Source organism: Ramlibacter tataouinensis (assembly GCF_001580455.1).
Taxonomy (GTDB): domain Bacteria; phylum Pseudomonadota; class Gammaproteobacteria; order Burkholderiales; family Burkholderiaceae_C; genus Ramlibacter; species Ramlibacter tataouinensis_B.
Genome location: NZ_CP010951.1, coordinates 4,025,178 through 4,049,676 on the forward strand (window position 1 = coordinate 4,025,178; position 24,499 = coordinate 4,049,676).

Annotated in this window: 21 protein-coding genes, 1 other RNA gene and 1 pseudogene; 5 read left to right on the forward strand and 18 right to left on the reverse strand. The window is 67.6% G+C overall.

Going from position 1 to position 24,499, the window contains the following annotated elements; all coding sequences use genetic code 11:
* Positions 1-38 precede the first annotated feature (38 nt).
* The 11 genes from UC35_RS18670 to gyrA all read right to left on the reverse strand — a co-directional run bounded on the left by UC35_RS18670 (position 39) and on the right by gyrA (position 13,046).
* Positions 39-461 (reverse strand): ComEA family DNA-binding protein, encoded by a 423-nt coding sequence (locus tag UC35_RS18670; protein ID WP_061502344.1) that lies wholly within the window; start codon positions 459-461, stop codon positions 39-41.
* Positions 462-558: 97 nt separating this feature from the next.
* Entirely contained in the window at positions 559-1,572 is a 1,014-nt protein-coding gene (rfaD, locus tag UC35_RS18675; protein ID WP_061502346.1) for an ADP-glyceromanno-heptose 6-epimerase, read from the reverse strand.
* Between the two features lie 76 nt (positions 1,573-1,648).
* The gene (rfaE1, locus tag UC35_RS18680; protein ID WP_082793378.1) at positions 1,649-2,581 is read right to left on the reverse strand and encodes a D-glycero-beta-D-manno-heptose-7-phosphate kinase; all 933 of its coding nucleotides are present in this window, start codon (positions 2,579-2,581) and stop codon (positions 1,649-1,651) included.
* 46 nt (positions 2,582-2,627) lie between these two features.
* The gene (lapB, locus tag UC35_RS18685; RefSeq protein WP_061502350.1) at positions 2,628-3,761 is read right to left on the reverse strand and encodes a lipopolysaccharide assembly protein LapB; all 1,134 of its coding nucleotides are present in this window, start codon (positions 3,759-3,761) and stop codon (positions 2,628-2,630) included.
* Positions 3,751-4,041, reverse strand: coding sequence for a lipopolysaccharide assembly LapA domain-containing protein (locus UC35_RS18690; RefSeq protein WP_061502352.1), 291 nt, complete (start codon positions 4,039-4,041; stop codon positions 3,751-3,753). Before UC35_RS18690 ends, lapB begins: the two co-directional genes overlap by 11 nt.
* A gap of 52 nt (positions 4,042-4,093) precedes the next feature.
* Positions 4,094-4,399, reverse strand: coding sequence for an integration host factor subunit beta (locus UC35_RS18695; protein WP_061502354.1), 306 nt, complete (start codon positions 4,397-4,399; stop codon positions 4,094-4,096).
* 45 nt (positions 4,400-4,444) lie between these two features.
* Positions 4,445-6,121 carry a 30S ribosomal protein S1 gene (rpsA, locus tag UC35_RS18700; protein WP_061502356.1) on the reverse strand — a complete coding sequence of 559 codons (1,677 nt, stop codon included), beginning with the start codon at positions 6,119-6,121 and terminating at the stop codon, positions 4,445-4,447.
* Positions 6,122-6,289: 168 nt separating this feature from the next.
* Positions 6,290-8,359, reverse strand: coding sequence for a bifunctional 3-phosphoshikimate 1-carboxyvinyltransferase/cytidylate kinase (locus UC35_RS18705; RefSeq protein WP_061502359.1), 2,070 nt, complete (start codon positions 8,357-8,359; stop codon positions 6,290-6,292).
* 33 nt (positions 8,360-8,392) lie between these two features.
* On the reverse strand, positions 8,393-9,265 hold the full coding sequence (locus UC35_RS18710) for a prephenate dehydrogenase (RefSeq protein WP_061502360.1): 873 nt from the start codon (positions 9,263-9,265) through the stop codon (positions 8,393-8,395).
* Positions 9,266-9,336: 71 nt separating this feature from the next.
* Positions 9,337-10,422, reverse strand: a complete 1,086-nt coding sequence (gene pheA / locus UC35_RS18715; protein WP_061502363.1) for a prephenate dehydratase — start codon at positions 10,420-10,422, stop codon at positions 9,337-9,339.
* On the reverse strand, positions 10,419-13,046 hold the full coding sequence (gene gyrA, locus UC35_RS18720) for a DNA gyrase subunit A (protein ID WP_061502365.1): 2,628 nt from the start codon (positions 13,044-13,046) through the stop codon (positions 10,419-10,421). The genes pheA and gyrA overlap by 4 nt, the downstream gene beginning before the upstream one ends.
* Before the next feature lie 238 nt (positions 13,047-13,284).
* Here gyrA and ompA point away from each other — a divergent pair, with 238 nt between their 5' ends.
* The 5 genes and pseudogenes from ompA to ssrA all read left to right on the forward strand — a co-directional run bounded on the left by ompA (position 13,285) and on the right by ssrA (position 16,153).
* Positions 13,285-13,956 (forward strand): outer membrane protein OmpA, encoded by a 672-nt coding sequence (gene ompA, locus UC35_RS18725; protein WP_061502367.1) that lies wholly within the window; start codon positions 13,285-13,287, stop codon positions 13,954-13,956.
* A 119-nt stretch (positions 13,957-14,075) separates the two neighbouring features.
* Positions 14,076-14,201: pseudogene (locus UC35_RS23780) on the forward strand (OmpA family protein); the annotation flags it as partial.
* Between the two features lie 179 nt (positions 14,202-14,380).
* Positions 14,381-15,091, forward strand: a complete 711-nt coding sequence (gene ubiG, locus UC35_RS18730) for a bifunctional 2-polyprenyl-6-hydroxyphenol methylase/3-demethylubiquinol 3-O-methyltransferase UbiG (protein WP_061502373.1) — start codon at positions 14,381-14,383, stop codon at positions 15,089-15,091.
* Positions 15,091-15,765, forward strand: a complete 675-nt coding sequence (locus tag UC35_RS18735; protein ID WP_061502375.1) for an HAD-IA family hydrolase — start codon at positions 15,091-15,093, stop codon at positions 15,763-15,765. Before ubiG ends, UC35_RS18735 begins: the two co-directional genes overlap by 1 nt.
* 15 nt (positions 15,766-15,780) lie before the next feature.
* Positions 15,781-16,153, forward strand: a transfer-messenger RNA (tmRNA) gene (gene ssrA, locus UC35_RS18740).
* A 135-nt stretch (positions 16,154-16,288) separates the two neighbouring features.
* On the opposite strand, the gene UC35_RS18745 is transcribed toward ssrA, so the two are convergent.
* The 7 genes from UC35_RS18745 to UC35_RS18775 form a co-directional block, all read right to left on the reverse strand.
* Positions 16,289-17,497, reverse strand: a complete 1,209-nt coding sequence (locus tag UC35_RS18745) for a CaiB/BaiF CoA transferase family protein (protein ID WP_061502377.1) — start codon at positions 17,495-17,497, stop codon at positions 16,289-16,291.
* 11 nt (positions 17,498-17,508) lie between these two features.
* Positions 17,509-18,645, reverse strand: a complete 1,137-nt coding sequence (locus UC35_RS18750) for an acyl-CoA dehydrogenase family protein (RefSeq protein ID WP_061502380.1) — start codon at positions 18,643-18,645, stop codon at positions 17,509-17,511.
* Between the two features lie 10 nt (positions 18,646-18,655).
* Positions 18,656-19,852, reverse strand: a complete 1,197-nt coding sequence (locus UC35_RS18755; RefSeq protein WP_061502383.1) for an acyl-CoA dehydrogenase family protein — start codon at positions 19,850-19,852, stop codon at positions 18,656-18,658.
* 13 nt (positions 19,853-19,865) lie between these two features.
* Complete coding sequence (locus UC35_RS18760) at positions 19,866-21,047, reverse strand: acetyl-CoA C-acyltransferase (protein ID WP_061502386.1); 1,182 nt, start codon at positions 21,045-21,047, stop codon at positions 19,866-19,868.
* Between the two features lie 42 nt (positions 21,048-21,089).
* Positions 21,090-22,385 (reverse strand): MFS transporter, encoded by a 1,296-nt coding sequence (locus UC35_RS18765; protein WP_061502388.1) that lies wholly within the window; start codon positions 22,383-22,385, stop codon positions 21,090-21,092.
* A 65-nt stretch (positions 22,386-22,450) separates the two neighbouring features.
* On the reverse strand, positions 22,451-23,485 hold the full coding sequence (locus UC35_RS18770; RefSeq protein WP_061502394.1) for a YeiH family protein: 1,035 nt from the start codon (positions 23,483-23,485) through the stop codon (positions 22,451-22,453).
* Positions 23,485-24,486, reverse strand: a complete 1,002-nt coding sequence (locus UC35_RS18775) for a Bug family tripartite tricarboxylate transporter substrate binding protein (protein WP_061502396.1) — start codon at positions 24,484-24,486, stop codon at positions 23,485-23,487. Before UC35_RS18775 ends, UC35_RS18770 begins: the two co-directional genes overlap by 1 nt.
* Positions 24,487-24,499 lie beyond the last annotated feature (13 nt).

The following is a 24,499-nucleotide window of genomic DNA, read 5'->3' on the forward strand; positions in this document are numbered from 1 at the left end:
CCGCCATTGGCGGGCTTTTCTCTGGTGGCGCGGACCGCCTACTTCTTGGCGCTGGCGGCCGGCTTGGCGGCGTCGGCCTTGGCAGCGCTCGCGGTGCCCTTGCTGGCGTCAGCCTTGGCGTCCTTCTTCTCGTCCTTCGCCGCGGCCTTGGTGTCCTTCTTTTCTTCCTTCTTTTCGTCCTTCTTGGCGGCAGCGGGCTTGTAGGCCGCGCCATTGACGGTCAGGCCTTCCTTGGACAGCGCCTCGGCCTTCTTCTCGCCGATGCCCTTGACGCGGGAGATCAGGTCTTCCCAGCTCTTGAATTCGCCCTTCTTGCGCTCGTCGAGGATCTGCTTGCTGGTGGTCGGGCCGATGCCCTTGACGCCATCGAGCTGCGCGTCGGTGGCCTTGTTCACATCGACGGCGGCCATGGCCAGCGTGGCGTAGAGCATGACCAGCAGGGCCAGGATTTTCTTCAACATCTGTCACTCCTTCGGATGGTGGACGGTCAGGCCGCAGAAGGTCTGCAGGCCTGCCGCCCTAACGGACGGGCCACACGGCGGGTTGACTGGCTGGGGTTTACGCGCGGGCCAGCTCGGCCATGTAGCGCGCCACGCCCGTCTGCACGTTGGCGAACTCGTGCTCGCAACCGGCCGCGCGCAAGGCGCCGAGATCGGCCTGGGTGAAGCACTGGTACTTGCCGCGCAGGGCGTCGGGGAAGGGGATGTACTCGATCAGGCCCTGGCGCGCGAAATCGGCCGCCGTGCGCGGGGCGTCACCGGCGTTGCCCAGCGCGTTCAGCACTGCCGCCGCCACATCGTTGAAGGGTTGGGCGCGCCCGCTGCCCAGGTTGAAGATGCCGCTCTTGTCGGGATGGTCCAGGAACCACAGGTTCACCGCCACCACGTCGTCGATGTAGACGAAGTCGCGCACCTGCTCGCCGGCGCCGTAGCCGCCGTACTGGCCGAACAGCTTGACCTTGCCCTCGGCCCGGAACTGGTTGAACTGGTGGAAGGCCACGCTGGCCATGCGGCCCTTGTGCTGTTCGCGCGGGCCGTACACGTTGAAGTAGCGGAACCCCGCCACCTGCCGGCCCTGGCTGCGGCCGGCGCCCGCCAGGCCGGGACCCAGTTCGCGCCGCATCCGCTGGTCGAACAGAAGCTTGGAGTAGCCGTACACGTTGAGAGGGCGCTCGCATTCCGGCGCTTCGCGGAAGGTGTCGGAGCCGCCATAGGTCGCCGCCGAAGACGCGTACAGCAGGCGCGCGCCCTGTTCCTGGCAGGCGCGGAAGAGGCCGCAGGACAAGGTGTAGTTGTTGTCCATCATGTACTTGCCGTCGCTTTCCATGGTGTCGCTGCAGGCGCCCTCGTGGAACACGGCCTCGACCTTGCCGAAGCGGCCTTCGGCGAACAGCTCGTAGAACATGTCCATGTCGACGTAGTCGGCAATCTTCAGGTCCGCCAGGTTGCGGAACTTGTCGCCGTGCGTGAGGTCGTCGACGGCAATGATGTCGTCGATGCCGCGGGCGTTCAGTCCCTTGACGATGTTGCTTCCAATGAATCCGGCGGCGCCGGTCACTACATACTTCGTCATGTGGCCCCCAAGCCCGGCTCTGCCGGGCTGCCCCCCAAGGGGGCGTTCGCTTGCTTGAAGCGGTTCTGCGCTGCGCTCATCCGAACAACTCCTCGTAGGACACGGTGGCCGTGCCGAACTTGCCGACCACGATGCCGCCGGCCTTGTTCGCCAGCGGCATGGCCTGGCGCAGCGGCATGCCGGCGGCCACCAGGGCGGCGAGCGTGGCGATCACCGTGTCGCCGGCGCCGGTCACGTCGAACACCTCGCGCGCGTTGGCATCCACGTGCAGTTCGCCCTGCGCGTCGAACAGCGTCATGCCGTCCTCGCCCAGGGTGACCAGCAGGGCATCCAGCCGCAGCGCATCGCGCAGCTGCTGCGCCTTGGCGCGCAGTTCATTGTCGTCCTTCCAACTGCCCACGACCACCTGCAACTCGGCGCGGTTGGGGGTGATTACCGTCGCACCGCTGTAACGCTCGTAGTCCGAGCCCTTGGGGTCGATCAGCACCGGCTTGCCGGCGGCCCGCGCCAGGCTGATCATCTTCGGGATGTGCGCGAGGCCGCCCTTGCCGTAGTCGGAGAACAGCACGGCGTCGTGCCGCGGCGCGAGCTCGGCGAAGGTCTCGTTCTGCAGGGCCAGCGCCTCATGGTCGGGCTCGTTCTCGAAGTCCATGCGCAGCAACTGCTGGTGGCGCCCGATCACGCGCAGCTTCACCGTGGTGTTCAGGCCGGCGTCGCGCTTGAGATGGGTGTCGATGCCGGTGCCGCGCAGCAGGGCTTCCAGGCGGTGGCCCGGCTCGTCGTCGCCGACCACGCCCAGGAACGCGGCCTTGGCGCCCAGCGTCACGACGTTGTAGGCGACGTTGGCGGCGGCGCCGATCCGTTCTTCCTCGCGGTTGACCTTGACCACGGGCACCGGCGCCTCGGGCGAGATGCGTTCGACGGCGCCATGCCAGTAGCGATCGAGCATGGCATCGCCGACGACCAGCACGCGTGCCTTGGTCAGTTGTTCCCTGGATGGATGGCTCATGGGTAACTCTTGAGGGGGAGGCGGCCGCAGGCCGCTTCGGGGGTGGTCATAGCTCCTCCACGCGGCGCGCGGGGTAACTGTCCCAGGCCTGGCAGCCGGGGCATTGCCAGAAATGCTGCTTGGCCTCGAAGCCGCAGGCTGCACAACGATAGCGCGTGAGCGGCTTGGCTGCATGGTCCAGGGCGTTCTGAACCAGCGGATGGAACTGCTCGTGCTCCAGCTTCTCGCTGCTGAGCCACTTGGACGCGGCCACCAGCGAGGGTTCGCGCTTGAGGTGCTCCACATACTTGTCGCGTGCCGCCGTGGCGTCGGGCGCCAGCGTCACGATGGCGTCGAGCACGTCGAGCGAGTGCGAGAGCTCATAGCCCGCTTGCAGGATGTCCAGCGCCTCGGCGCGGCGGCCGGTGGCCGCGGCGGCCTCGGCGAGCGGCTTGGCCACCAGCGGGATCGCCGCCGGCACGGACTGCGCGAGTCGCGCCAGGGTGTCGAAGGCGGCCCCGGTGTCGCCCGCGCGCTGCTGCAAGGCCGCCAGTTCGAAGCCCGGCCGGGCGGCTTCGGGGGCCAGTTTCATCGCCTGGCGCAGCAGCTGCTGCGCTTCCTGGGGGGCGGCACGCGCCGCCTGCTCGCACAGGTAGTGGGACTGGCGGCCGCTGAAACTGCCCTGGCCGGAGGCTTCGAGCTTGCTCGCGATCTCCGATGCCTGCGGCCAGTCGCGCGTGCGCTCGTAGATCGCCAGCAGCGCCAGCAGCGCCTGGCCTTCGTAGGCCGAGCCTTCCAGCTTGCGCAGCGCCTCTTCGGCGCGGTCGAGCAGGCCGGCCTTGAGGAAATCCAGCGCCAGGGCGTGCTGCGCGCGATGGCGCTCGGCACGGTTCAAGTCGCCGCGCGACAGCAGGTGCTCGTGCACGCGCACGGCGCGGTCGTATTCGCCCCGGCGGCGGAACAGGTTTCCCAGCGCGAAGTGCAGCTCCGAGGTGTCCGGATCATTGCGCACCGCCTCGATGAAGGCATCGATGGCCTGGTCCTGCTGTTCGTTCAGCAGGAAATTGAGTCCCCGGAAGTAGGCCTTGGGCGCGCGCCGGTTCTCCACGCGCAGCTGGCGCAGGTCCAGGCGCGAGGCCAGCCAGCCCAGCACGAAGGCCAGCGGCAGCGTCCACAGGATCCAGCTGAAGTCAAAGTCCATGCGTGGGGAACTCGTCGGGTTGGGTTGGCGCTGCGCCCAGGGCCGCGGCGCGCTGCTGCGCGCGCCGTGCCGCCGCCTTCTGCTTCCACCAGCGCGGCACCATGCCCAGCGCGCCGATGGCCAGCCCGATCGCGAAGGCGGCCAGCACCACCAGCACCAGCGGCGCGCGCCACGAGGTGCCGAAGAAGAAATGCACAGTGACGTCCTGCTGGTTGTTCAGCGCGAACGCGAAGAGGGTAAAAAAAATGGCTGCCTTGAGCAGCCATGCGAAATATCTCATTCGGCTTCCCGGTCTCGCCGGATTCTAGGGTCTGGAAGCCGGGGCGCGCGAATCAGGCCCCCGATTCCAGCTCCTGCGTCCTCTGGTCCACCGCTTCGCGCAGGGCCTTGCCCGGCTTGAAGTGGGGAACCCGCTTTTCCGGGATGTGCACGCTCTCGCCGGAGCGCGGGTTGCGCCCCATGCGCGGCGGCCGCCGGTTGATCGAAAAGCTGCCGAAGCCGCGGATCTCGATCCGGTGCCCGCGCACCAGCGCATCGCCCATCGCGTCAAGAATGGTCTTGACTGCGTATTCGGCGTCGCGGTGGGTGAGCTGGCTGAACCGGGATGCCAGTTCTTCGACGAGGTCTGAACGTGTCATAACAACGGAAAACACGGCGAGGTGCCCTCGCCGTGTCCTTCCATATTACTTTTCCAGCTTGGCTTTGAGCAGCGCGCCCAGGTTGGTCGTGCCGGCGCTTTCGCGCGAGGACTGCGCGGACAGGCTGGACATCGCTTCCTGCTGGTCGGCCATATCCTTGGCCTTGATCGACAGCTGGATGTTGCGCGTCTTGCGGTCGATGTTGACCACGACCGCCGTCACTTCGTCGCCTTCCTTCAGCACGTTGCGCGCGTCTTCCACGCGGTCGCGGCTGATTTCGGAAGCACGCAGGTAGCCGAAGATCTCGTGGCCCAGGTCGATTTCGGCGCCCTTGGCGTCGACCGTCTTGACCTTGCCGGTGACCGAGGAGCCCTTATCGTGCACCGAGGTGAAGGTGGTGAACGGATCGGCGTCGAGCTGCTTGATGCCCAGGCTGATGCGCTCGCGGTCCACGTCCACGGCCAGCACGATGGCGTCGACTTCCTGGCCCTTCTTGTAGTTGCGCACGGCCTGCTCGCCCGGCTCGTTCCAGGACAGGTCGGACAGGTGCACCAGGCCGTCGATGCCGGCAGCCAGGCCCACGAACACGCCGAAGTCGGTGATCGACTTGATCGGGCCCTTGACGCGGTCGCCACGGCGGGTGTTCTGCGCGAACTCCTGCCAGGGGTTGGCCTTGCACTGCTTCATGCCCAGGCTGATGCGGCGCTTGTCCTCGTCGATCTCCAGGACCATGACTTCGACCTCGTCACCCAGCGACACGATCTTGCTGGGCGCGACGTTCTTGTTGGTCCAGTCCATCTCGGACACGTGCACCAGGCCTTCGATGCCGGGCTCGAGTTCCACGAATGCGCCGTAGTCGGCGATGTTCGTGATCTTGCCGAACATGCGGGTGCCGGTGGGGTAGCGGCGCGAGACGCCCATCCACGGGTCGTCGCCCATCTGCTTGAGGCCCAGCGAGACGCGGTTCTTCTCGGTGTCGAACTTGAGGATCTTGGCCGTGATCTCCTGGCCGGCCTGCACCACCTCGGACGGGTGACGCACGCGGCGCCAGGCCATGTCGGTGATGTGCAGCAGGCCGTCGATGCCGCCGAGGTCCACGAAGGCGCCGTACTCGGTGATGTTCTTGACCACGCCGCGGACGATGGAGCCTTCCTTGAGGGTTTCCATCAGCTTGGCGCGCTCTTCGCCCATCGAGGCTTCGACCACCGCGCGGCGGCTCAGCACCACGTTGTTGCGCTTGCGGTCCAGCTTGATGACCTTGAACTCGAGCGTCTTGTTCTCGTAGGGGGTCAGGTCCTTGATCGGACGGGTGTCGATCAGCGAGCCGGGCAGGAAGGCGCGGATGCCGTTGACCAGCACCGTCAGGCCGCCCTTGACCTTGCCGCTGGTGGTACCGGTCACGAATTCGCCGGACTCCAGGGCCTTTTCCAGGGCCATCCAGGAGGCCAGGCGCTTGGCCTTGTCGCGCGACAGGATGGTGTCGCCGTAGCCGTTTTCGATGGCGTCAATGGCCACCGAGACGAAGTCGCCCACCTGGACTTCGATCTCGCCTTTGTCGTTCTTGAATTCATCGATCGGCACGTACGCTTCGGACTTGAGGCCGGCGTTGACGACGACGAAGCTGTGTTCGAGACGAACGACTTCGGCGGTGATCACCTCGCCCGCGCGCATCTCGGCACGCTGCAGCGACTCTTCGAACAGTTGGGCAAAAGATTCAGACATTCAGTTTCCTTGCTCGTCGCGCAGGTTTCCGCGGGGCACCATTGCCACGCGTTTCTATGACTGGGACGGCGTTTCATGCGGCGTTGAACCGCGGTTGGCGTTGAACAACCCCACCGGCCCGGGGTGCGCTGGCGCGCAAGGCGTGGACCGGGGGACCCTTTGCAAGCCTCAGGCGGACCCGAAGGCTTGCTTGCGCTCCCACCACTGGACCACCTGCGCCACCGATTCTTCGATCGACTGGCCCGAGTTATCCAGGAGGAGCGCGTCTTCAGCCGGCTTGAGAGGCGCCACCTGGCGGGAGGAGTCCCGCAGGTCACGCGCTTCCAGGTCGGCCCGAAGATCGGCGAGTTTAGCCGAAATTCCTTTTGAAATCAATTGCTTATGGCGGCGCTCGGCGCGCTGGACGGCGCTGGCCGTGAGATAGACCTTGAGCGGCGCGTCGGGGAAGATCACCGTGCCCATGTCGCGCCCGTCGGCCACCAGCCCCGGCAGGCGGCGGAAGCTCTGCTGCAGCGCCACCAGCGCCGTGCGCACCGCAGGGAGGGCGGACACGCGGGACGCGTTCATGCCGGCCTCCTCGGTGCGGATCGCGTCGGTGACGTCGAGTTCGCCCAGCAGCACCTGGCCGCCCGTGAAGCGCACCGGCAGCGTTTCGGCCATCTTGGCGATGCTGTGCTCATGCGCGACATCCAGCGCGAGCCCGGCGCGAACAGCCGCAAAGGCGGTGATCCGGTAGAGCGCGCCCGAGTCGAGGTAGTGGTAGCCGAGCCGGCTGGCCAGCTCGGAGGCCAGCGTGCCCTTGCCCGAGGCGGTGGGCCCGTCGACGCAGATCACCGGAACGTGGGCGGCGTCCGTGCGCGCCACCGAGAACAGCGTCTCGAAGTAGTCCGGGAAGGTCTTGGCCACGCACTTGGGATCGAGGATGCGCAGGTGCGCGCCGACCGGGTTGAAGGCCGCGAGCGAGAAGCACATCGCCACGCGATGGTCGTCGTAGGTGTGGATGCGGGCCGGCTTCCAGTCCGCCGGCGGGGCGACCCGCAGGAAATCCGGGCCTTCGTCCACCTGCGCGCCCAGCTTGCGCAGCTCGGCCGCCATGGCGGCGATGCGGTCGGTTTCCTTGACCCGCCAGCTGGCGATGTTGCGCAGCAGGCTGGGCCCGTCGGCGTAGAGCGCCATCACCGCCAGCGTCATGGCGGCATCGGGGATGTGGTTGCAGTCCAGGTCGATGGCCCGCAGCGGCCAGGCGCCGCGGCTCACCTCCAGGTGGTTCGGCCCGCTTTCCACGACCGCGCCCATCTGGCGGGCCGCATCGATGAAGCGGATGTCGCCCTGGATCGAGGCCTCGCCGACGCCTTCGATGCGAAGCGGCGCGACCTGGGCGGCGATCGCGCCCAGGGCCACGAAATAGCTGGCCGAGGAGGCATCGGCTTCCACGTGGAGGCTGCCGGGCGAAACGTAGCGGCTGCCCGCCGGGATGACGAATCGCTGCCAGCCATCGCGCTGGACGCTGATGCCGAAGCGCTGCAGCAGCTTGAGCGTGATCTCGATGTAGGGCTTGGAGATCAGCTCACCGACCACTTCGATCGTGATGTCGTGCCCCGCCGACGGGCCGCCCCTAGGCGGGGCAGACCGCTCGGGGGGCAGCCCGGACACGTCAGTGCCGGGCGTAGGGGCACGATGACCCACGAGGGGCAGCGCCATCAGCAAGGCAGTCAGGAACTGGCTGGATACGTCGCCGCGTACCTGGATCGGCGCGTCGAGCTTCAGCTGGGATGGGTGGATGCGCAGGGGCGGGTAGCCCTCGGTGCCCAGGTAGTCGATGCGGCAGCCCAACTGGCGCAAGGCGTCCACCAAATCGCCGATCGGCCGCTCGTGCATGCGCGCGACGCCGCTCAGCTCGAAATCGCCACCGAGCACGGCCAGTGCCGCCGTCAGCGGCCGCATCGCCGTGCCTGCGTTCCCGAGGAACAGGCGCGCGTGCGGCGCCGGCGGCCGCCCGCCCAGGCCGGTGACCTGCAGCGCATCGCCGTCGTGGCGCACCCCGCAGCCCAGCGCCCGCAGCGCATCGAGCATGACGCGCGTGTCGTCGGAGTCCAGCAGGTCGTGCACGGTGGTCGTGCCCTCGCACAGCGCCGCCAGCAGCAGCACCCGGTTGGAGATGCTCTTGGAGCCCGGCAGCCGCACCGTGCCCGCCGCGGTCTCGAGCGGGGGGATGTCCAGGAATTCGGTGTTGAACATGGGGATGCAGGGGCCGCGCGCGGCGGCGCGGACTCAGTGCTTTTTCTGCGAGAGGCGCCAGCGGGCGCGGGTATCGCTGGCCTTCTCGATCATGGTCTCGAGGGCGTCGGAATCGCCGCCTTCGATCATCTGTTCCATCTCGAGCAGGGCGCGCTGGAATAGCTTGGACTGGGCCAGCAACTCCTGGCGGTTGGCCAGCAGGATGTCGCGCCACATCTTCGGCTCGGCGGCCGCGATGCGGGTGAAGTCGCGGAAGCCCGGCCCGGCCAGCGAGAGGAAGTTGCGGCCCTGCTCCTGGTCGGTGATGCCGTTGATCAGGGCGAACGCGATCATGTGGGGCAGGTGGCTGACGGCGGCGAAGGCGGCGTCATGCTCTTCGGGCGTCATGTGCACCACCTGGCACTGCAGGGCCTCCCAGACCTGGGTCGCCCGCTGCACCTTGGCGGGGTCGGTGCGCTCGATCGGCGTGATGACGACCTGCTTGCCGGCATACAGCTCGGGGTCGGCATGGTCGACGCCCGACAGCTCCTTGCCGGCGATCGGGTGGCAGGGCACGAAGGCGGGGATGTTGTCGCGCAGCACCCGGCGCGCCGCATCGATCACGTCGCGCTTGGTCGAGCCCACGTCCATGATCAGCATGTCGCGGCTGACCAGGTGGCGGATGGCCTTGAGCGTGGCTTCGGTGGCCGATACCGGCACGGCGAGCAGCACGATGTCGGCGCCCGAGACGGCCAGCAGCGCCGACGGCGCCTCGACGTCGATCACGCCCATGGAGCGGGCCCGCTCGGTGGTGGAGGGCGACTTGCTGTAGCCGACCACGCGCTTGACCAGGCCCGCGCGCTTGAGGGCCAGGGCGAAGGAGCCGCCCATCAGGCCGCATCCAATGAGGCCGAGTTGTTCGAACATTCAGGCCTCCCGCCGGCGGTTCTGGCACTGGCCTGGCGGGCGGGCGCGGTGCGGAGTTTGGAAATTCATGTTCAGGCTTCGCCGACGGGGTACGTGCCCAGCACCTTGTAGAAGGCGCACAGCGACTGCAGGTCCTTGAGGGCCTGCGCCACATGCGGCTGCGAGGGATGGCCCTCGATGTCGATGTAGAAGTAGTACTCCCACTGTCCCGAGCGGGCCGGGCGCGATTCGAAGCGGGTCATGGAGACGCCGTGCTGCTTGAGCGGCACCAGGATGTCGTGGACGGCGCCCGGCCGGTTCGGGACCGAGACGACCAGGCTCACGCAGTCCCGGCCCGAGGCCTGCGGGGCTTCGAGCACCTGGGGCAGGCAGACCACGGCAAAGCGCGTGCGGTTGAACGAGTCGTCCTGGATGGCCGGAGCGGCTACGTGCAGGCCGAACTCGGCGCCGGCCCGCTCGCTCGCGATCCCGGCCCAGGCCGGGTTGCCGGCCGCCAGGCGGGCACCCTCGGCGTTGCTGGACACCGCGCGGCGTTCGGCCTGGGGCAGGTGCTTGTTCAACCAGCCCTGGCACTGGGCCAGCGCCTGCGGATGCGCCAGCACCACCTCGATGCCCTCGGTGGAGTTCGAAAGCCGCAGCAGGTGGTGTCGCACCAGCAGGCTGAGCTCGCCTACGATGTGCAGCGGCGAGTGCAGCAGCAGGTCGAGCGAGCGCGTGACCACGCCTTCGGTGCTGTTTTCGACGGGCACCACGCCGAAGTCGGCGGCGCCGGCGCTGGCGGCATGGAACACCTCGTCGAAGTTCACGCAGGGCACGTGCTCGATGCTGGAGCCGAAGAACTGCACCGCGGCCTGCTCGCTGAAGGTGCCGGCCGGGCCCAGGTAGGCCACGCGCTGCGGCGCTTCGAGGGACCGGCAGGCCGACATGATCTCGCGCCAGATGCCCGCGAGCCGGCGGTCGTTCAGCGGACCGGCGTTGGCCGCCTGCAGGTTGTTGATGACTTCCGCTTCGCGTTCCGGCCGGAACACCGGGGAACCTTCGGCCCGCTTGAGCTCGCCCACCTCGTTGGCCAAGGCCGCCCGGCGATTGAGCAGCTCGAGCAGCTGGCGGTCGACGGCGTCGATGTCCAGGCGCAGCTGGGCGAGGTCCTTTTTCATTCGGCCTCGGCGCCCGCGTTGTCCTCCGCTTCGCCGGCCTGCGCGTCGTTCTCGACGATGCGCTGCAGGCCACTGAGCTTGGAGCCTTCGTCGAGGCCGATCAGGGTGACGCCCTGCGTGGCGCGGCCCAGTTCGCGGATCTCGCTCACCCGGGTGCGCACCAGCACGCCGCGGTCGGTGATCAGCATGATCTCGTCGTCGGTGTGCACCAGCGTGGCGGCCACGACCTTGCCGTTGCGCTCGCTCTGCTGGATGGCGATCATTCCCTTGGTGCCGCGGCCGTGGCGCGTGTACTCGGTGATGGGTGTGCGCTTGCCGTAGCCGTTCTCGGTGGCGGTCAGCACGCTTTGCTGCTCGTCTTCGGCCACCAGCATGGCGATCACGCCCTGGCCGTCATCGAGCTGCATCCCCTTCACGCCGCGTGCTGCGCGGCCCATCGGGCGCACGTCGTTCTCGTCGAAGCGCACGGCCTTGCCGCCGTCGGAGAACAGCATGACGTCGTGCTTGCCGTCGGTGAGCGCCGCGCCGATCAGGTAGTCGCCCGCGTCGAGGTCCACGGCAATGATGCCCGCCTTGCGGGGGTTGCTGAATTCGTCCAGCGCCGTCTTCTTGACGGTGCCCATCGAGGTCGCCATGAACACATAGTGGTCCGCTGGGAAGCTGCGGAACTCGCCGGTCAGCGGCAGCACCACGTTGATCTTCTCGCCTTCGGCCAGCGGGAACATGTTGACGATGGGCCGCCCGCGCGAGCCGCGCGAGCCGGCCGGCACTTCCCACACCTTGAGCCAGTAGAGGCGGCCGCGGTTGGAGAAGGCGAGCAGGTAATCGTGCGTGTTGGCGATGAACAGCTGGTCGATCCAGTCGTCTTCCTTGGTCTGGGTCGCCTGCTTGCCACGGCCACCGCGCTTCTGGGCGCGGTATTCGGACAGCGGCTGGCTCTTGATGTAGCCGGCGTGCGAGAGCGTCACCACCATGTCGGTGGGCGTGATCAGGTCCTCGGTGGCCAGGTCCTGGGCGTTGTGTTCCACCACACTGCGGCGCGCCCCGAGCTTGGTCTGGCCGAACTCGTTCCGGACGGCGGTGAGCTCGTCTGTGATGATGGCCGAGACGCGCGCCGGCTTGGCCAGGATGTCCAGCAGGTCGTCGATCTCCGCCATCACTTCCTTGTACTCGGCGACGATCTTGTCCTGCTCCAGGCCGGTCAGGCGCTGCAGCCGCATCTGCAGGATTTCCTGTGCCTGGGTGTCTGACAGGCGGTACAGGCCGTCGCCCTGCATGCCGTAGGCGCGGTCCATGCCCTCGGGCCGGTAGTCGTCGGCGCTGACGCGCCCGCCGTCCTCGCGCGTGCGGGTGAGCATCTCGCGCACCAGGCTGGAATCCCAACTGCGGTTCATCAGCTCGGCCTTGGCCACCGGCGGGGTGGGCGACTCGCGGATGATGCGGATGAATTCGTCGATGTTGGCCAGCGCCACCGCCAGGCCTTCCAGCACGTGGCCGCGCTCGCGGGCCTTGCGCAGGTTGAAGACGGTGCGGCGGGTGACGACTTCGCGCCGGTGCTGCAGGAAGACCTCGATCAGGTCCTTGAGGTTGCACAGCTTCGGCTGGCCGTCGATCAGGGCCACCATGTTGATGCCGAAGGTGTCCTGCAGCTGGGTCTGCTTGTACAGGTTGTTCAGGACAACTTCGGCCACTTCGCCGCGCTTGAGCTCGATCACCAGGCGCATGCCCGACTTGTCGCTCTCGTCCTGGATGTGGCTGATGCCCTCGATCTTCTTCTCGTTGACCAGCTCGGCCATGCGCTCCTGCAGCGTCTTCTTGTTGACCTGGTAGGGCAGCTCGTCGACGATGATGGCCTGCCGCTGGCCCCGGTCGATGTCCTCGAAGTGGCACTTGGCGCGCATCACCACCTTGCCGCGCCCGGTCCGGTAGCCTTCCTTGACGCCGGTGATGCCGTAGATGATCCCGGCGGTGGGGAAATCCGGCGCCGGGATGATCTCCATCAGCTCGTCGATGGAGGCCTCGGGGTTGCGCAGCAGGTGCAGGCAGCCGTCCACCACCTCGTTCAGGTTGTGCGGCGGGATGTTGGTGGCCATGCCCACCGCGATGCCCCCGGAGCCGTTGACCAGCAGGTTGGGCAGCCGGGAGGGCAGCACCAGCGGTTCTTTTTCGCTGCCGTCGTAGTTGGGGCCGAAATCGACGGTTTCCTTGTCGATGTCCGCCAGCATCTCGTGCGCGATCTTGGCCAGGCGAATTTCGGTGTAGCGCATGGCGGCGGCGTTGTCGCCGTCCACCGAGCCGAAGTTGCCCTGGCCGTCCACCAGCATGTGGCGCATGGAGAAGTCCTGCGCCAGGCGCACGATGGTGTCGTACACCGACTGGTCGCCGTGCGGGTGGTACTTACCGATGACGTCGCCGACGATACGGGCCGACTTCTTGTACGGCCGGTTCCAGTCGTTGTTGAGCTCGTGCATCGCGTACAGCACGCGGCGATGCACCGGCTTGAGGCCATCGCGCGCGTCCGGCAGGGCCCGCCCGACGATCACGCTCATGGCGTAATCCAGGTAGCTCCGGCGCATCTCCTCTTCGAGACTGATGGGCAGCGTTTCTCTGGCGAATGGGGTCATGGAGGAGGAGGGGGAGGGCGGGGGGCGAAACCTTTGATTTTACGGCCTAGGACCCCTTGTCGCTAACCAGCAACAGCGGCTCCTTATCAGGTTTTGTCCTACGGAAGCCCCTTTGGTCCATAGTTGATTGTGTAAATACGTGTGGCACAATAAATTCGACTCGCTTTTGGTGATGGTCACCATAAACGTAGTTCTTTACGCAGCGCGGCTGCGGCTTTTTCCCCTTAAGAGGAGAACCATGAAGAAACTGAACAAAGTGGCCTTGCTGTTTGCCGTGACCGCGATGGCAGGTTCTGCGGTGGCGCAGCAAGCGCGCCCGGCCGCAGCTGGTGGTGGCAACCGTCTGGACAACTGGACGAACGGCACCGGTGAAATGGTTTGGAGGAACGGCACCAACGAATACTGCTGGCGCGACGCCTTCTGGACGCCCGCCACGGCTGCCCGCGGCTGCGATGGCGCGCTGGTCCCGCCCCCGCCCCCGCCCCCGCCCACGGCCGCTCCGGCGCCCGCACCCACCCCGGCTCCGACGCCGGCCCCGCAGCCGCCGGCTGCCACCAAGGTCACCTACGCTGCCGACGCCTTCTTCGACTTCGACAAGGCTGTGCTCAAGCCCGAAGGCCGCGCCAAGCTGGACGACCTGGTGAGCAAGGTGCAGGGCATCAACCTCGAGGTGATCATCGCCGTCGGCCACACCGACTCGGTGGGTGGCGACTCCTACAACCAGCAGCTGTCGGTGAAGCGCGCCGAAGCTGTGAAGGCCTACCTGGTGTCCAAGGGCATCGAGAAGAACCGCGTCTACACGGAAGGCAAGGGCGAGAAGCAGCCCGTTGCCGACAACAAGACCGCCGATGGTCGCGCGAAGAACCGTCGCGTGGAGATCGAAGTGGTCGGCACGCGCACGAACCGCTAAGCCGCGCGCTTGCTCCAGAAAGCCCCGCCCCGGCGGGGCTTTTTTTGTTTGCGCTGTCGACCGGGCAGGTGCGTTGCGCCATGTCGGTGCTATCCCATTCGCCTGCAGGCGCTTGAAACCTGGTGTCCAAGGGCATCGAGAAGAACCGCGTCTACACGGAAGGCAAGGGCGAGAAGCAGCCCGTTGCCGACAACAAGACCGCCGATGGTCGCGCGAAGAACCGTCGCGTGGAGATCGAAGTGGTCGAACCGCTAAGCCGCGCGCTTGCTCCAGAAAGCCCCGCCCTGGCGGGGCTTTTTTTTGTTTGCGCTGTCGACCGGGCAAGTGCGTTGCGCCATGTCGGGGCTATCCCATTTGCCTGCAGGCGCTTGATGTTTGCGCGCGCCAAGCGCCAAACGCGCTGGCGTTTGGGACAATGCCGGGTATGAGCGACACCACGATCAATGCCGACCCGGCCGAGCTCGCCAAGTTTTCCGAGCTTGCGCACCGCTGGTGGGACCCGGACAGCGAATTTCGTCCGCTGCACCAGATCAATCCGCTGCGCCTGCAATGGATACAGTCCCACGTCCCCTTGTCCGGCCTGCGGGTGCTGGACGTCGGCTGCGGCGGCGGCATCCTGAGCGACTCGATGGCGCGCCAGGGCGCGAACGTCCTCGGCATCGACCTGGCCGGCAAGGCCCTCAAGGTGGCGCAGCTGCACGCGCTCGAGGCGGGCACGCCCAATGTGCGCTACCGCGAGGTCAGCGCCGAGGCCCTGGCCGCCGAGGAGCCGGCGGGCTTCGACGTGGTCACCTGCATGGAGATGCTGGAGCACGTGCCTGACCCGGCCTCCGTGGTGCGCGCCTGCGGCGAGCTGGTCAAGCCGGGCGGGTGGGTCTTCATTTCGACCATCAACCGCAACCCGAAATCCTTCCTGTTCGCCATCGTCGGCGCGGAGTATGTGCTGAACCTGCTGCCCCGCGGCACGCACGAGTTCGCCAAGTTCCTCCGGCCCAGCGAACTGGCGGCCCATTGCCGCGCGGCGGGCCTGGACCTGCATGGCACGCGCGGCATGGAATACAACCCGCTGACGCGCCGCTACTGGCTGTCGGCGGACACCAGCGTCAATTACCTCATCGCCACCCGTAAAGCCTGATGTTCAAGAATGTCCGTGCGGTGCTGTTCGACCTGGACGGCACCTTGATCGACTCTGCGCCTGACCTCGGCGCCGCCGCCGACCGGATGCGGCTGGACCGCGGCCTGCCCTCGCTGCCGCTGGACCGCTATCGCCCCATGGCCGGGGCCGGCGCGCGCGGAATGCTGGGGGTGGCCTTCGGCATGACGCCCGAGCATCCTGAATACGAAAGCATGCGCGAGGAGTTCTTCGTCAACTACGAGAACGCCATGACGGTGCGCACCTATGCCTTCCCCGGCATCGAAAGCCTGCTGGCCCGCCTGCTCGAACTCGGGCTGGCCTGGGGCGTGGTCACCAACAAGTCGATGCGCTTCACGGGGCCGCTGACGCAGCGCATGCCCCTGTTCGCCACAGCGGGGGCCATCGTCGGCGGCGACAGCACGCCGCATGCGAAGCCGCATCCGGCGCCCTTGTTCGAGGCCGCCCGGCGCCTGGCGGTCGAGCCGGGGCAGTGCATCTACGTGGGCGACGACGAGCGCGACATGATCGCCGGGCGGGCTGCCGGCATGCCGACCGTCGCCGCCACCTACGGCTACCTCGGCAGCAACGGCGACACGGCCCTGTGGGACGCCTCTGCCCGCATCGATGCCCCGCTCGAGCTGCTGGCGCTCCTGAAAATCGAGCGCAGGGCTTAGAATACGGGTGACCCTGGGGCTGTACCGGTTTCGACGTGGGTTCGGAATCGCAGTGGGGCATGCCGAGGTTCAGTCACCTCGTAAATCCGCTGAAACAAACCAACTGCGAACGACGAACGTTTCGCCCTCGCCGCTTAAACACCGGTGAGCCTTACAACAGTTGGCCGATGGGCTGGGCAAAGGGAGTAATCCCCGCGCTGTAAGGTAATTCACATTGGCTGGCTTCGACCCGGGTGCCTTGGATCGAAGCGAGAAAATAGGGCACTGGCTGCGATCGGAGCGTGCGACTGCGCGCCGGCTGTGGCGAGATCCAAATCAGACCGCTAAGCATGTAGATCTGCGCGAAGAAGGCTTACGGACGCGGGTTCAATTCCCGCCAGCTCCACCAATTGCCAGGCTGAGGCCATCCACCGGTATCCGGTGGGTGGCCTTTGTCATTGAGAGACGCGTCCAGAGGAATCCGGGAGATTCCATCTTCAGCCGACGGCTGGCGAGCCCGAGCAGGCCAGATTGGGTCAGCGGATCACACGGTGCCCATGGACTTCAGCCGCGACAGCTCCTGCGGCGTGAGTCCGAGCAGACTTTCCAGCACGGTCTGCGTGTCCGCGCCCAGCTGCGGTGGCGCGCGCCTGACCGGCAGGCGTTCGCCATCCAGGCGGTACGGCGGCGCCAGCACGTGGGTGCTGCCGGCCTGCGGATGAGGCTGGCGGGTCACGAGTCCCGCGTCCGTGGCACGCTGCGACGTGAGCGCCTCGTGCAGCCCGAGCACTTCACCGCAGGGGATGTCGGCCGCGGCGAGTTCCTTCAGCAGGTCCATGCGCCGGCGCGTGCGCAGTTCCCGCTCGAGCTCGGGGATCAGCGCGGCCCGGTTCGCCGACCGGTTGATGTTGGTCTTGAATCGCTCGTCCTCGGCGAGGTCCGGGCGCTGGATCACGTCGCGGCAAAAGCGCGCGAACTGGCTGTTGTTGCCGACCGTGATCACCAGGGGGCCGTCCGCCGCGTCGAACACGCCGTAGGGCACGATGGACGGATGCGCGTTGCCATACCGCGGCGGGTCCTCGCCGAGCAGCATCGCCTCCAGGCCATAGTAGGCGGAGATCATCAGCCCGCAGTCGAACAGCGCCATCTCGATGTGGCGACCCTGCCCGGTGCGCTGGCGATCGAACAGCGCCGCCAGCACCGCCTGCGCGGCGTACATGCCGGTGAACATGTCGACCGCCGCGACGCCGAATTTCAGCGGTGGACGCTCGGCTTCGCCGTTGATCGCCATCAGCCCCGCCTCGCCTTGCACCACCAGGTCGTAGCCGGGCCGAGCGGCCTCGGGGCCGCTGCGGTCGTAGCCGGAGATCGAGCAATAGACGAGCCCCGGCTGTTCCCGGCGCAGTTCCTCGCAGCCCAGGCCGAACTTCTCGGCGCCGCCGAACTTGAAGTTCTGGATGACCACGTCGCTCTTGCGCACCAGCTCGCGCGCGATCCGCTGGCCCTCGGCGGACTGTAGGTCCAGGCTGATGGAAGACTTGTTGCGATTGACGCTGTTGAAGTAGGCCGTCTCGGTCTGGCCCACTCGAAGCCCCCAGTCGCGCGTGTCATCACCGCGACCGGGATGCTCGACCTTGATCACCTCGGCGCCGAGGTCGCCCAGGACCATGGCGCACCAGGGGCCGGCCAGGATGCGCGACAGGTCGAGCACCCGGATCCCGGCCAGCGGAAGGGATGAAGCGGGATTCGTCATCTTTGTCACCCTCAGGCCGCCAGGCCGAATTCGATGTAGCGCTCGAGATGATGGTCTTCGTCGCCGAGCTGGTGGTCGATCATCACCAGCCGCTTCGCATAGTGGGCGAGTGGCAGCTCCCAGGTCATGCCGATGCCGCCGTGCAGTTGGATGCATTCCTCGGCGACCAGCGTTCCCACGCGGCCGATGGTGAACTTCGCGGCCGACAGGGCGCGCTCGCGGACGACACGGCCGCCGTCCATCGCGGCGGCGGCGTTGATCACGGCGGAGCGGGCCTGCTCGACCTCGAGCAGCATGTCCGCCATGCGGTGCTGCAGCGCCTGGAAGCTGCCAATGGGCACGCCGAACTGCTTGCGCGTGCGCAGGTACTCGAGCGTGGCCTCCTTGGCCGCGTCCATGGCGCCCAGGCTTTCGGCGCACAGCGCGAGGATGCCGGTGCCGACCACCTTCTCGATGACGGCTAACGCCTCGCCCTCGTCACCCAGCAGCGCTTCGGCTCCGACGGCCACGCCGCCCAGGCTCACTTCCGCCGCCCGGCCGCCGTCGATGTTCGGGTAGCCGCGCCGAGTGACCCCGGGCGCGCCGGCCGGAACGATGAAGAGCGAGATGCCCGCTTCATCGCCGACCGCGCCGGAGGTGCGGGCCGACACGACCAGCAGCTCGGCCTGCTCGCCGTGCGGCACCACCGCCTTGGCGCCGTCGAGGACCCAGCCGGTCGAAGTGCGCTTGGCGCGGCAGGCCACCTGCGAGAGCTCGTAGCGCGAATCGGGCTCGCCGTGCGCGAAAGTGGCAATGACGCTGCCATTGATGATGCCGGCCAGCAGCGCCTGCTGCGCTTCGTTGCCAGCCGCGGCGATGGCGCCGCCGGCCAGCACCGCGCTGCCCAGGAAGGGCTCGACCACCAGGCCGCGGCCCAAGGCCTCGAACACCACGGCGATGTCGAAGCCCTGGCCGCCGAAGCCGCCCTGCTGTTCGCCGAACAGGGCGCCGATCACGCCCAGCTCGGCGAACTGCTGCCACAGTTCTTGGCTGTAACCGCGGGCGGACTTCGCGATCTTGTCGCGAATCTCGAAGCCATACTGCTCGCTGATGAAACGCCCCAGGCTGTCGGCCAACATGCGGCGGTCGTCGGTGTGTTGGAAGTTCATGTCGCTGTCCTCACAGTCCCAGGATCATCTTGGAGATGATGTTGCGCTGGACCTCGTTGGAGCCGCCGAAGATCGACAGCTTGCGGTTGTTGAAATACTGCGCCGAAGCGCTCGCGGCGTCGGCCGGGCCGATCGGCTGTGCATCGAAGCCTTCCTGCAGGGCTTCGGCCACAAAGGGCTGCGCATACGGTCCCATCGCGCGCCGGTACAGCGACGAGATCTCCTGCCGGATCTGCGTGCCGCGGATCTTCAGCATCGAGCTTTCCGCGCCGGGCACGCCGCCGCCGGCGACAGCGGCGATCACGCGCAGGTTGGTGGTCTTCATGTTCTTCAGCTCGATCTCCACGCGCGCGATGCGTGCCGCGAAGGCCGGATCCTCGATCAGCGGCCGTCCGCGACGCTGGAGTTTGGTCGCCACTTGCTTGAGCCGTTCCAGCGCGGCGATCGAGAAACCGACGCCCGCGATGTTGGTGCGCTCGTAGGTCAGCAGGAACTTGGCGCAGGTCCAGCCCTTGTTCTCCTCGCCGACCAGGTTCTCAACGGGCACGCGCACGTCGGTGAAGAACACCTCGTTGACCTCGTGCTCGCCGTCGAGCGTGATGATGGGCCGCACTTCCACGCCGGGTGAGTTCATGTCGACCAGCAGGAAGCTGATGCCTTCCTGCTTCTTCGCCTCCTTGTTGGTGCGCACCAGGCAGAAGATCATGTTGGCGTGCTGGCCCAGCGTGGTCCAGGTCTTCTGGCCGTTGACCACGTAGTGGTCGCCCGCGCGCACCGCGGTGGTCTTCACCGCGGCGAGGTCGGAGCCCGCGCCCGGTTCCGAATAGCCCTGGCACCACCAGTCGGAGCCATCGAGAATGCGCGGAAGCCAGTGGCGCTTCTGCGCCTCGTTGCCGTACTTGATCAGCACCGGCCCGAGCATGTTGACGCCGAAGGGCACGATGCGCGGCGCGTGCGCCAGTGCGCACTCGTGGTCGAAGATGAACTTCTGCGCTGCCTTCCAGCCCGGGCCGCCCCATTGCCCGGGCCAGTGGCTGGCCAGCCAGCCGCGTGAGTTGAGGATGGCATGCCACTCCTCCATGTCGGCCTTGCCCAGGTGCTTGCCTGCGCGCACCTTGTCGGACAGGCGCTTGGGCAGCTTGTCGGCCAGGAAGGCCCGTACTTCGCTTCGAAACGCCTCTTCTTCAGGCGTGAAATTCAGGTCCATCTCTGTAGCGCTTTCAATAGATTTCGAACAGGCCGGCAGCGCCCATGCCGCCGGCGATGCACATCGAGACCACCGCGTACTTCGCGCCGCGGCGCTTGCCTTCGATCAGCACGTGGCCCGCCAGCCGTGCGCCCGTCATGCCGAAGGGGTGGCCGATGGAGATCGCCCCGCCATCGACGTTGAGCCGCTCGTCGGGGATGCCCAGGCGGTCGCGGCAATAGATGGCCTGCGAGGCAAAGGCTTCGTTGAGCTCCCACAGCCCGATGTCGCCCGTCTTCAAGCCGTGGCGTGCCAGCAGCTTGGGTACGGCGAAGACCGGGCCGATGCCCATCTCGTCGGGCTCGCAACCGGCCACGGCGAAGCCGCGGAACGCACCCAGCGGTGTCACGCCGGCGCGGGCGGCCTCCTTTGCTTCCATCAGCACGCAGGCCGAGGCGCCATCGGAGAGCTGCGACGCGTTGCCGGCGGTCACGAACTTGCCGGGACCTTTGACCGGCTCCAGCTTGGCCAGGGCGTCACAGGTGGTGCCACGGCGGTTGCAGGTGTCGGCATCGACCGTGACCTCGCGCCGGGAGACCGCACCGGTTTCCTTGTCCTTGACGGCCATGGTGGTGGTGACGGCAATGATTTCGTCGCGATAGCGGCCGGCGGTCTGCGCGTCCTCGGTCCTGCGCTGGCTCTCGGCCGAGAAGGCGTCCTGCGCCTCGCGGCTGACACCATAGCGCGCCGCGACGATGTCGGCCGTTTCAATCATCTCCAGGTAGAGCTCGGGCTTGTGCCGGGCGATCCAGGGGTCCATGCCGGATTGGCCATCCTCGCGGCTGCGGATCTGCGAGATGCTCTCGACGCCGCCCGCGATCATCGCGGGCGCGCCTTCGACGACGATGCGCCCGGCGGCCATGGCGATCGCCTGCAGGCCCGAAGCGCAGAAGCGGTTGACAGTGGTGCCGGCGATGCCGATCGGCAGCCCGGCGCGGACGATGGCCTGGCGCGCGACATTTCGCCCAGTCGCGCCTTCGGGATAGCCGCAGCCGAGGATGGCGTCCTCGATCAAAGCGGGGTCGATGCCTGCTCGGTCGACGGCCGCGCGTACCGCGAAGGAGGCGAGCGTCGGGCCCGGGGTGATGTTGAATTCGCCGCGGTGCGCCTTGGTCAGCGGGGTGCGGGCGGTGGAGACGATGACGGCTTCACGCATGTTGGTACTACTCATGACTTGTTGAGACTGTTGAAATCGGCGTCAATGCGCAACCGCCATCGGATCGCGCGAGACGGGCGCCAGCCCGCTCTTGCGCATGCTTCTGGCGGCCAGCCAGAACAGCAGCCCGGAAGCGACGGCCAGTAGGTCGGCGGCCAGCAGCACGGTGGTCAGCGGCGTGGCAGCCCCGCCCTGCGCGAGCCGGTCGCTCACGAAGCCCAGGGCGAAGTTGCCGAGGGCGATGGCAAACAGGTTGATCAGCAGCATGTTGAAGCCCGCGACGGTAGAGCGCATGTGCGCCGGCACCAGCCCCTGGATCACGGCGTTGGCCGGGCCGTACAGCGCCAGCGGCAGGAAGGCGCCGGCGCACATGCCGATGTAGAACAGCGCCGAGCCCGCGGGCGCGAGCCGGAAGGCGATCATCAGCGGTCCGCACAGGGCGACCAGCAGCACCATGAAGGCCGCGTGGCCGCCGGCGAACTTGCGGGCGAAGCGGTCGCCCAGCATGCCGCCGGCCACCGAGCCGAGCGTGCCAAAAGCCAGCTGCAACACGCCGATGGTGCGGGCGATGCCGGCCGGATCCAGTCCGCGCTCGCGCACCAGCCACAGCTGGGCGAACGACAAGCCGGCGAAAAGCAGGTGGATGAGCACGAAGCCGGCGAGGGTCAGCTGCAGCGCGCGGTTGCCCGCGAGGACCGCCAGCACCGCCTTCACCTGCGCCAGGAAGGGCGCACCCCGCTCCCGCTCGCCGGCGGCCTGGCCACGGCTTTCCTTCAGCAGCGACGCGGGCAGCGCGATCGCCACGCCGAGGATGCCGAGCGCAACAAAGGTCCCGCGCCAGCCCTGCGCGGCGCCGTAGCTGCCGGCAATCAGGAAGCTCAGGCCCACGCCGACCGGAATGCCCACGAAGAACAGGCCGATGGCCGTGCCGCGCCGGTGCTGCGTGAACAGCTCCGCCAGCAGCGACAGCGCTGCCGGCACCAGGGCCGCCTCGCCGCTGGCCACCAGCAGGCGCGCCAGGACCAGTTGTTCGAAACTCTGCGCGAACCCGGAAGCCGCGGTGCAGACGCTCCAGATCGCAATGCCCGCGGCGACGACGCGCGTGCGGCTGTAGCGATCGGCCAGCGTCCCCATGAAAATCGCCATCACGCCGAAGCTCAGGACCCACACGCCGCCGCTGAGGAAGCCGTATTGCGCATTGGACAGCTGCAGTTCCTGCGTGATCTGCGGCGAGAAGCCGATCAGGATGTTGCGGTCGATGTGCGCGAGGATGTGGATCACCAGCAGCGCGATCAGCACCGCGGTGGGGCTCTTTTTCCAGGAAGTGCTCCAAGGCATGTCTACCTCGTCTATCTCAAGGGGGAGACCCTGCCGCGGGCTTTCACCCGCGGCGCAGCCGCTTGTCAGGCGGCAGGGCCGTTCAGGAACCAGATTCCCGCGGTCACGAGCGCCGCCAGGAACAGGGTGTTCAGGACCACCAGGGCCACCGGGCGCCAGCCGAGCTGGGCCAGTTGCTGGATGGATGTCTTGGTGCCGAGCGCCGCGATGGCGATGACGAGGCACCAGCGCGAGGCGTGGTTCATGGCGTCGGTCGCCGCCTGCGGCACGACATCTGTGCTGGAGAGCAGCATGAGCGCGGCAAAGGCCACCAGGAACCAGGGCACGATGGACGGCGCCTGGCCCGCGCGGCCCGCCGCCTGGCGGCGAAAACACATCGCGACCACCGCCACCACGGGCAGCAGCATGGCCACGCGCAGCAGCTTGACCAGGGTGGCGGTGTCGCCGGCCTGCGGCGAAACCATATAGCCCGCGCCCACCACCTGTGCGACATCGTGGATCGTTGCGCCGAGGAAGATGCCGGTGGACGTCGCGTCCAGTCCGGCCAGTTGCGTGAGCATCGGGTAGACGATCATGCAGACCGTGGACAGCACGGTGACGCCCACCACCGTCAGCAGCGTGAAGCGCTGCACCCGCTCGTCGCGCGGCAGCACCGAGGCCAGCGCCAGCGCCGCCGAGGCGCCACAGATCGCGACCGCGCCGCCGGTCAGCACACCCACCGCGGTCGACCCCTGCAGCCGCCGGCCGAGCCAGGCGCCGAAGCCGATGGTGGCGATTACGGCGACCACGACCAGCGTTGCCGTGCGCCAGCCGGTCGCCTCGACCTGCGACAGCGTGATGCGCGCGCCCAGCAGGGCGACGCCCGTGCGCAGCACGGCGCGCGATGCGAACGCGATGCCAGCCTTTGTGGCCGGGGTGTCGGCCAGGAAGTTCAGCGCCATGCCGAAGAGCAGCGCGTAGAGCAGCTGCGGCCCGCCGTAGTGCTCGGACAGGAAGGTCGCCGCCAGTGCGACCATGACGACGGTGAGCAGGCCCGGCAGGTGCCGGCGCAGCCAGCCGCCGGACTCCTGCGCCAGTGCCGTGTGAACGGCAGCCTCCATCAGTCCTCCGGCGTGATCTTGTTGTCCTGGACGATCTTCGTCCACACCTTGAGGTCGTCACGGATGGTCTGTGCGAACTGCTCGGGCGTCTTGCGAGGCGGATTGGCCATGTTGAACTGCAGCAGGCGCGCTTGCAGCTCAGGCGCTGCCAGCGCATTCGCGATCTCACGATTCAGCAGGTTGGCCACCGCCGCGGGCGTTCCCTTGGGGGCGAACATCGCGAACCAGCCGTCGGTGTCGAACTTGAAGCCCTGCTCGGTCATGGTCGGCACCTCGGGCGAGGCCGGCATGCGGGCCGAACCACTCACGGCGAGCGCGCGGATCTTGCCGGCCTTGATCAGCGGCAGCGAGGACGTCACGTCGACGAAGGCGATCTTGACGCTGCCGTTCATCACGTCGCCGAAGATCTGCTGCATGGCCTTGTACGGGATGTGATTGATCTCCATGCCGGTCTGCTTCTCGATCGCGGCCATGACCAGGTGGCCGGACGAGCCGATGCCGAAGGTGGCGTAGTTGTGCCTGTTGGGCTGCGACTTGACCAGGTTCACCAGCTCCTTCATGTCCTTGGCGGGAAAGTCGGGCGAAACGACCAGGAAGACGCCGCCGGAACCGATCTGGGCCACCGGCGCCAGGTCCTTGGTCACGTCGTAGGCCGGCTTCTTCGGCATGGCCTGCGCCATCACGGTGAACGACGCCGCGGTCATCAGCAGCGTGTGGCCGTCGGGCGGCGCATTGAGCACCGTGTTCGCGGCGATCGAACCGTTGCCGCCCGGCTTGTTCTCGATGACGACGGGCTGCTTGAGGGAGTGCTGCATGCGGTCGCCGATCAGGCGCGCGAGGATGTCCATGCCGCCTCCGGGAGCCCCGGCAGCGACGATGCGGATCGGCTTGTTCGGGAAGGCGCTCTGCGCCCATGCGGGCGCACTCGCCAAGGCGCCGGCGGCGGCCAGGGCGAGCACCGCGCGGCGGCTCAGGGTGTTGCGGGAATGGTGGATAGCCATGCTTGCTTGTCTC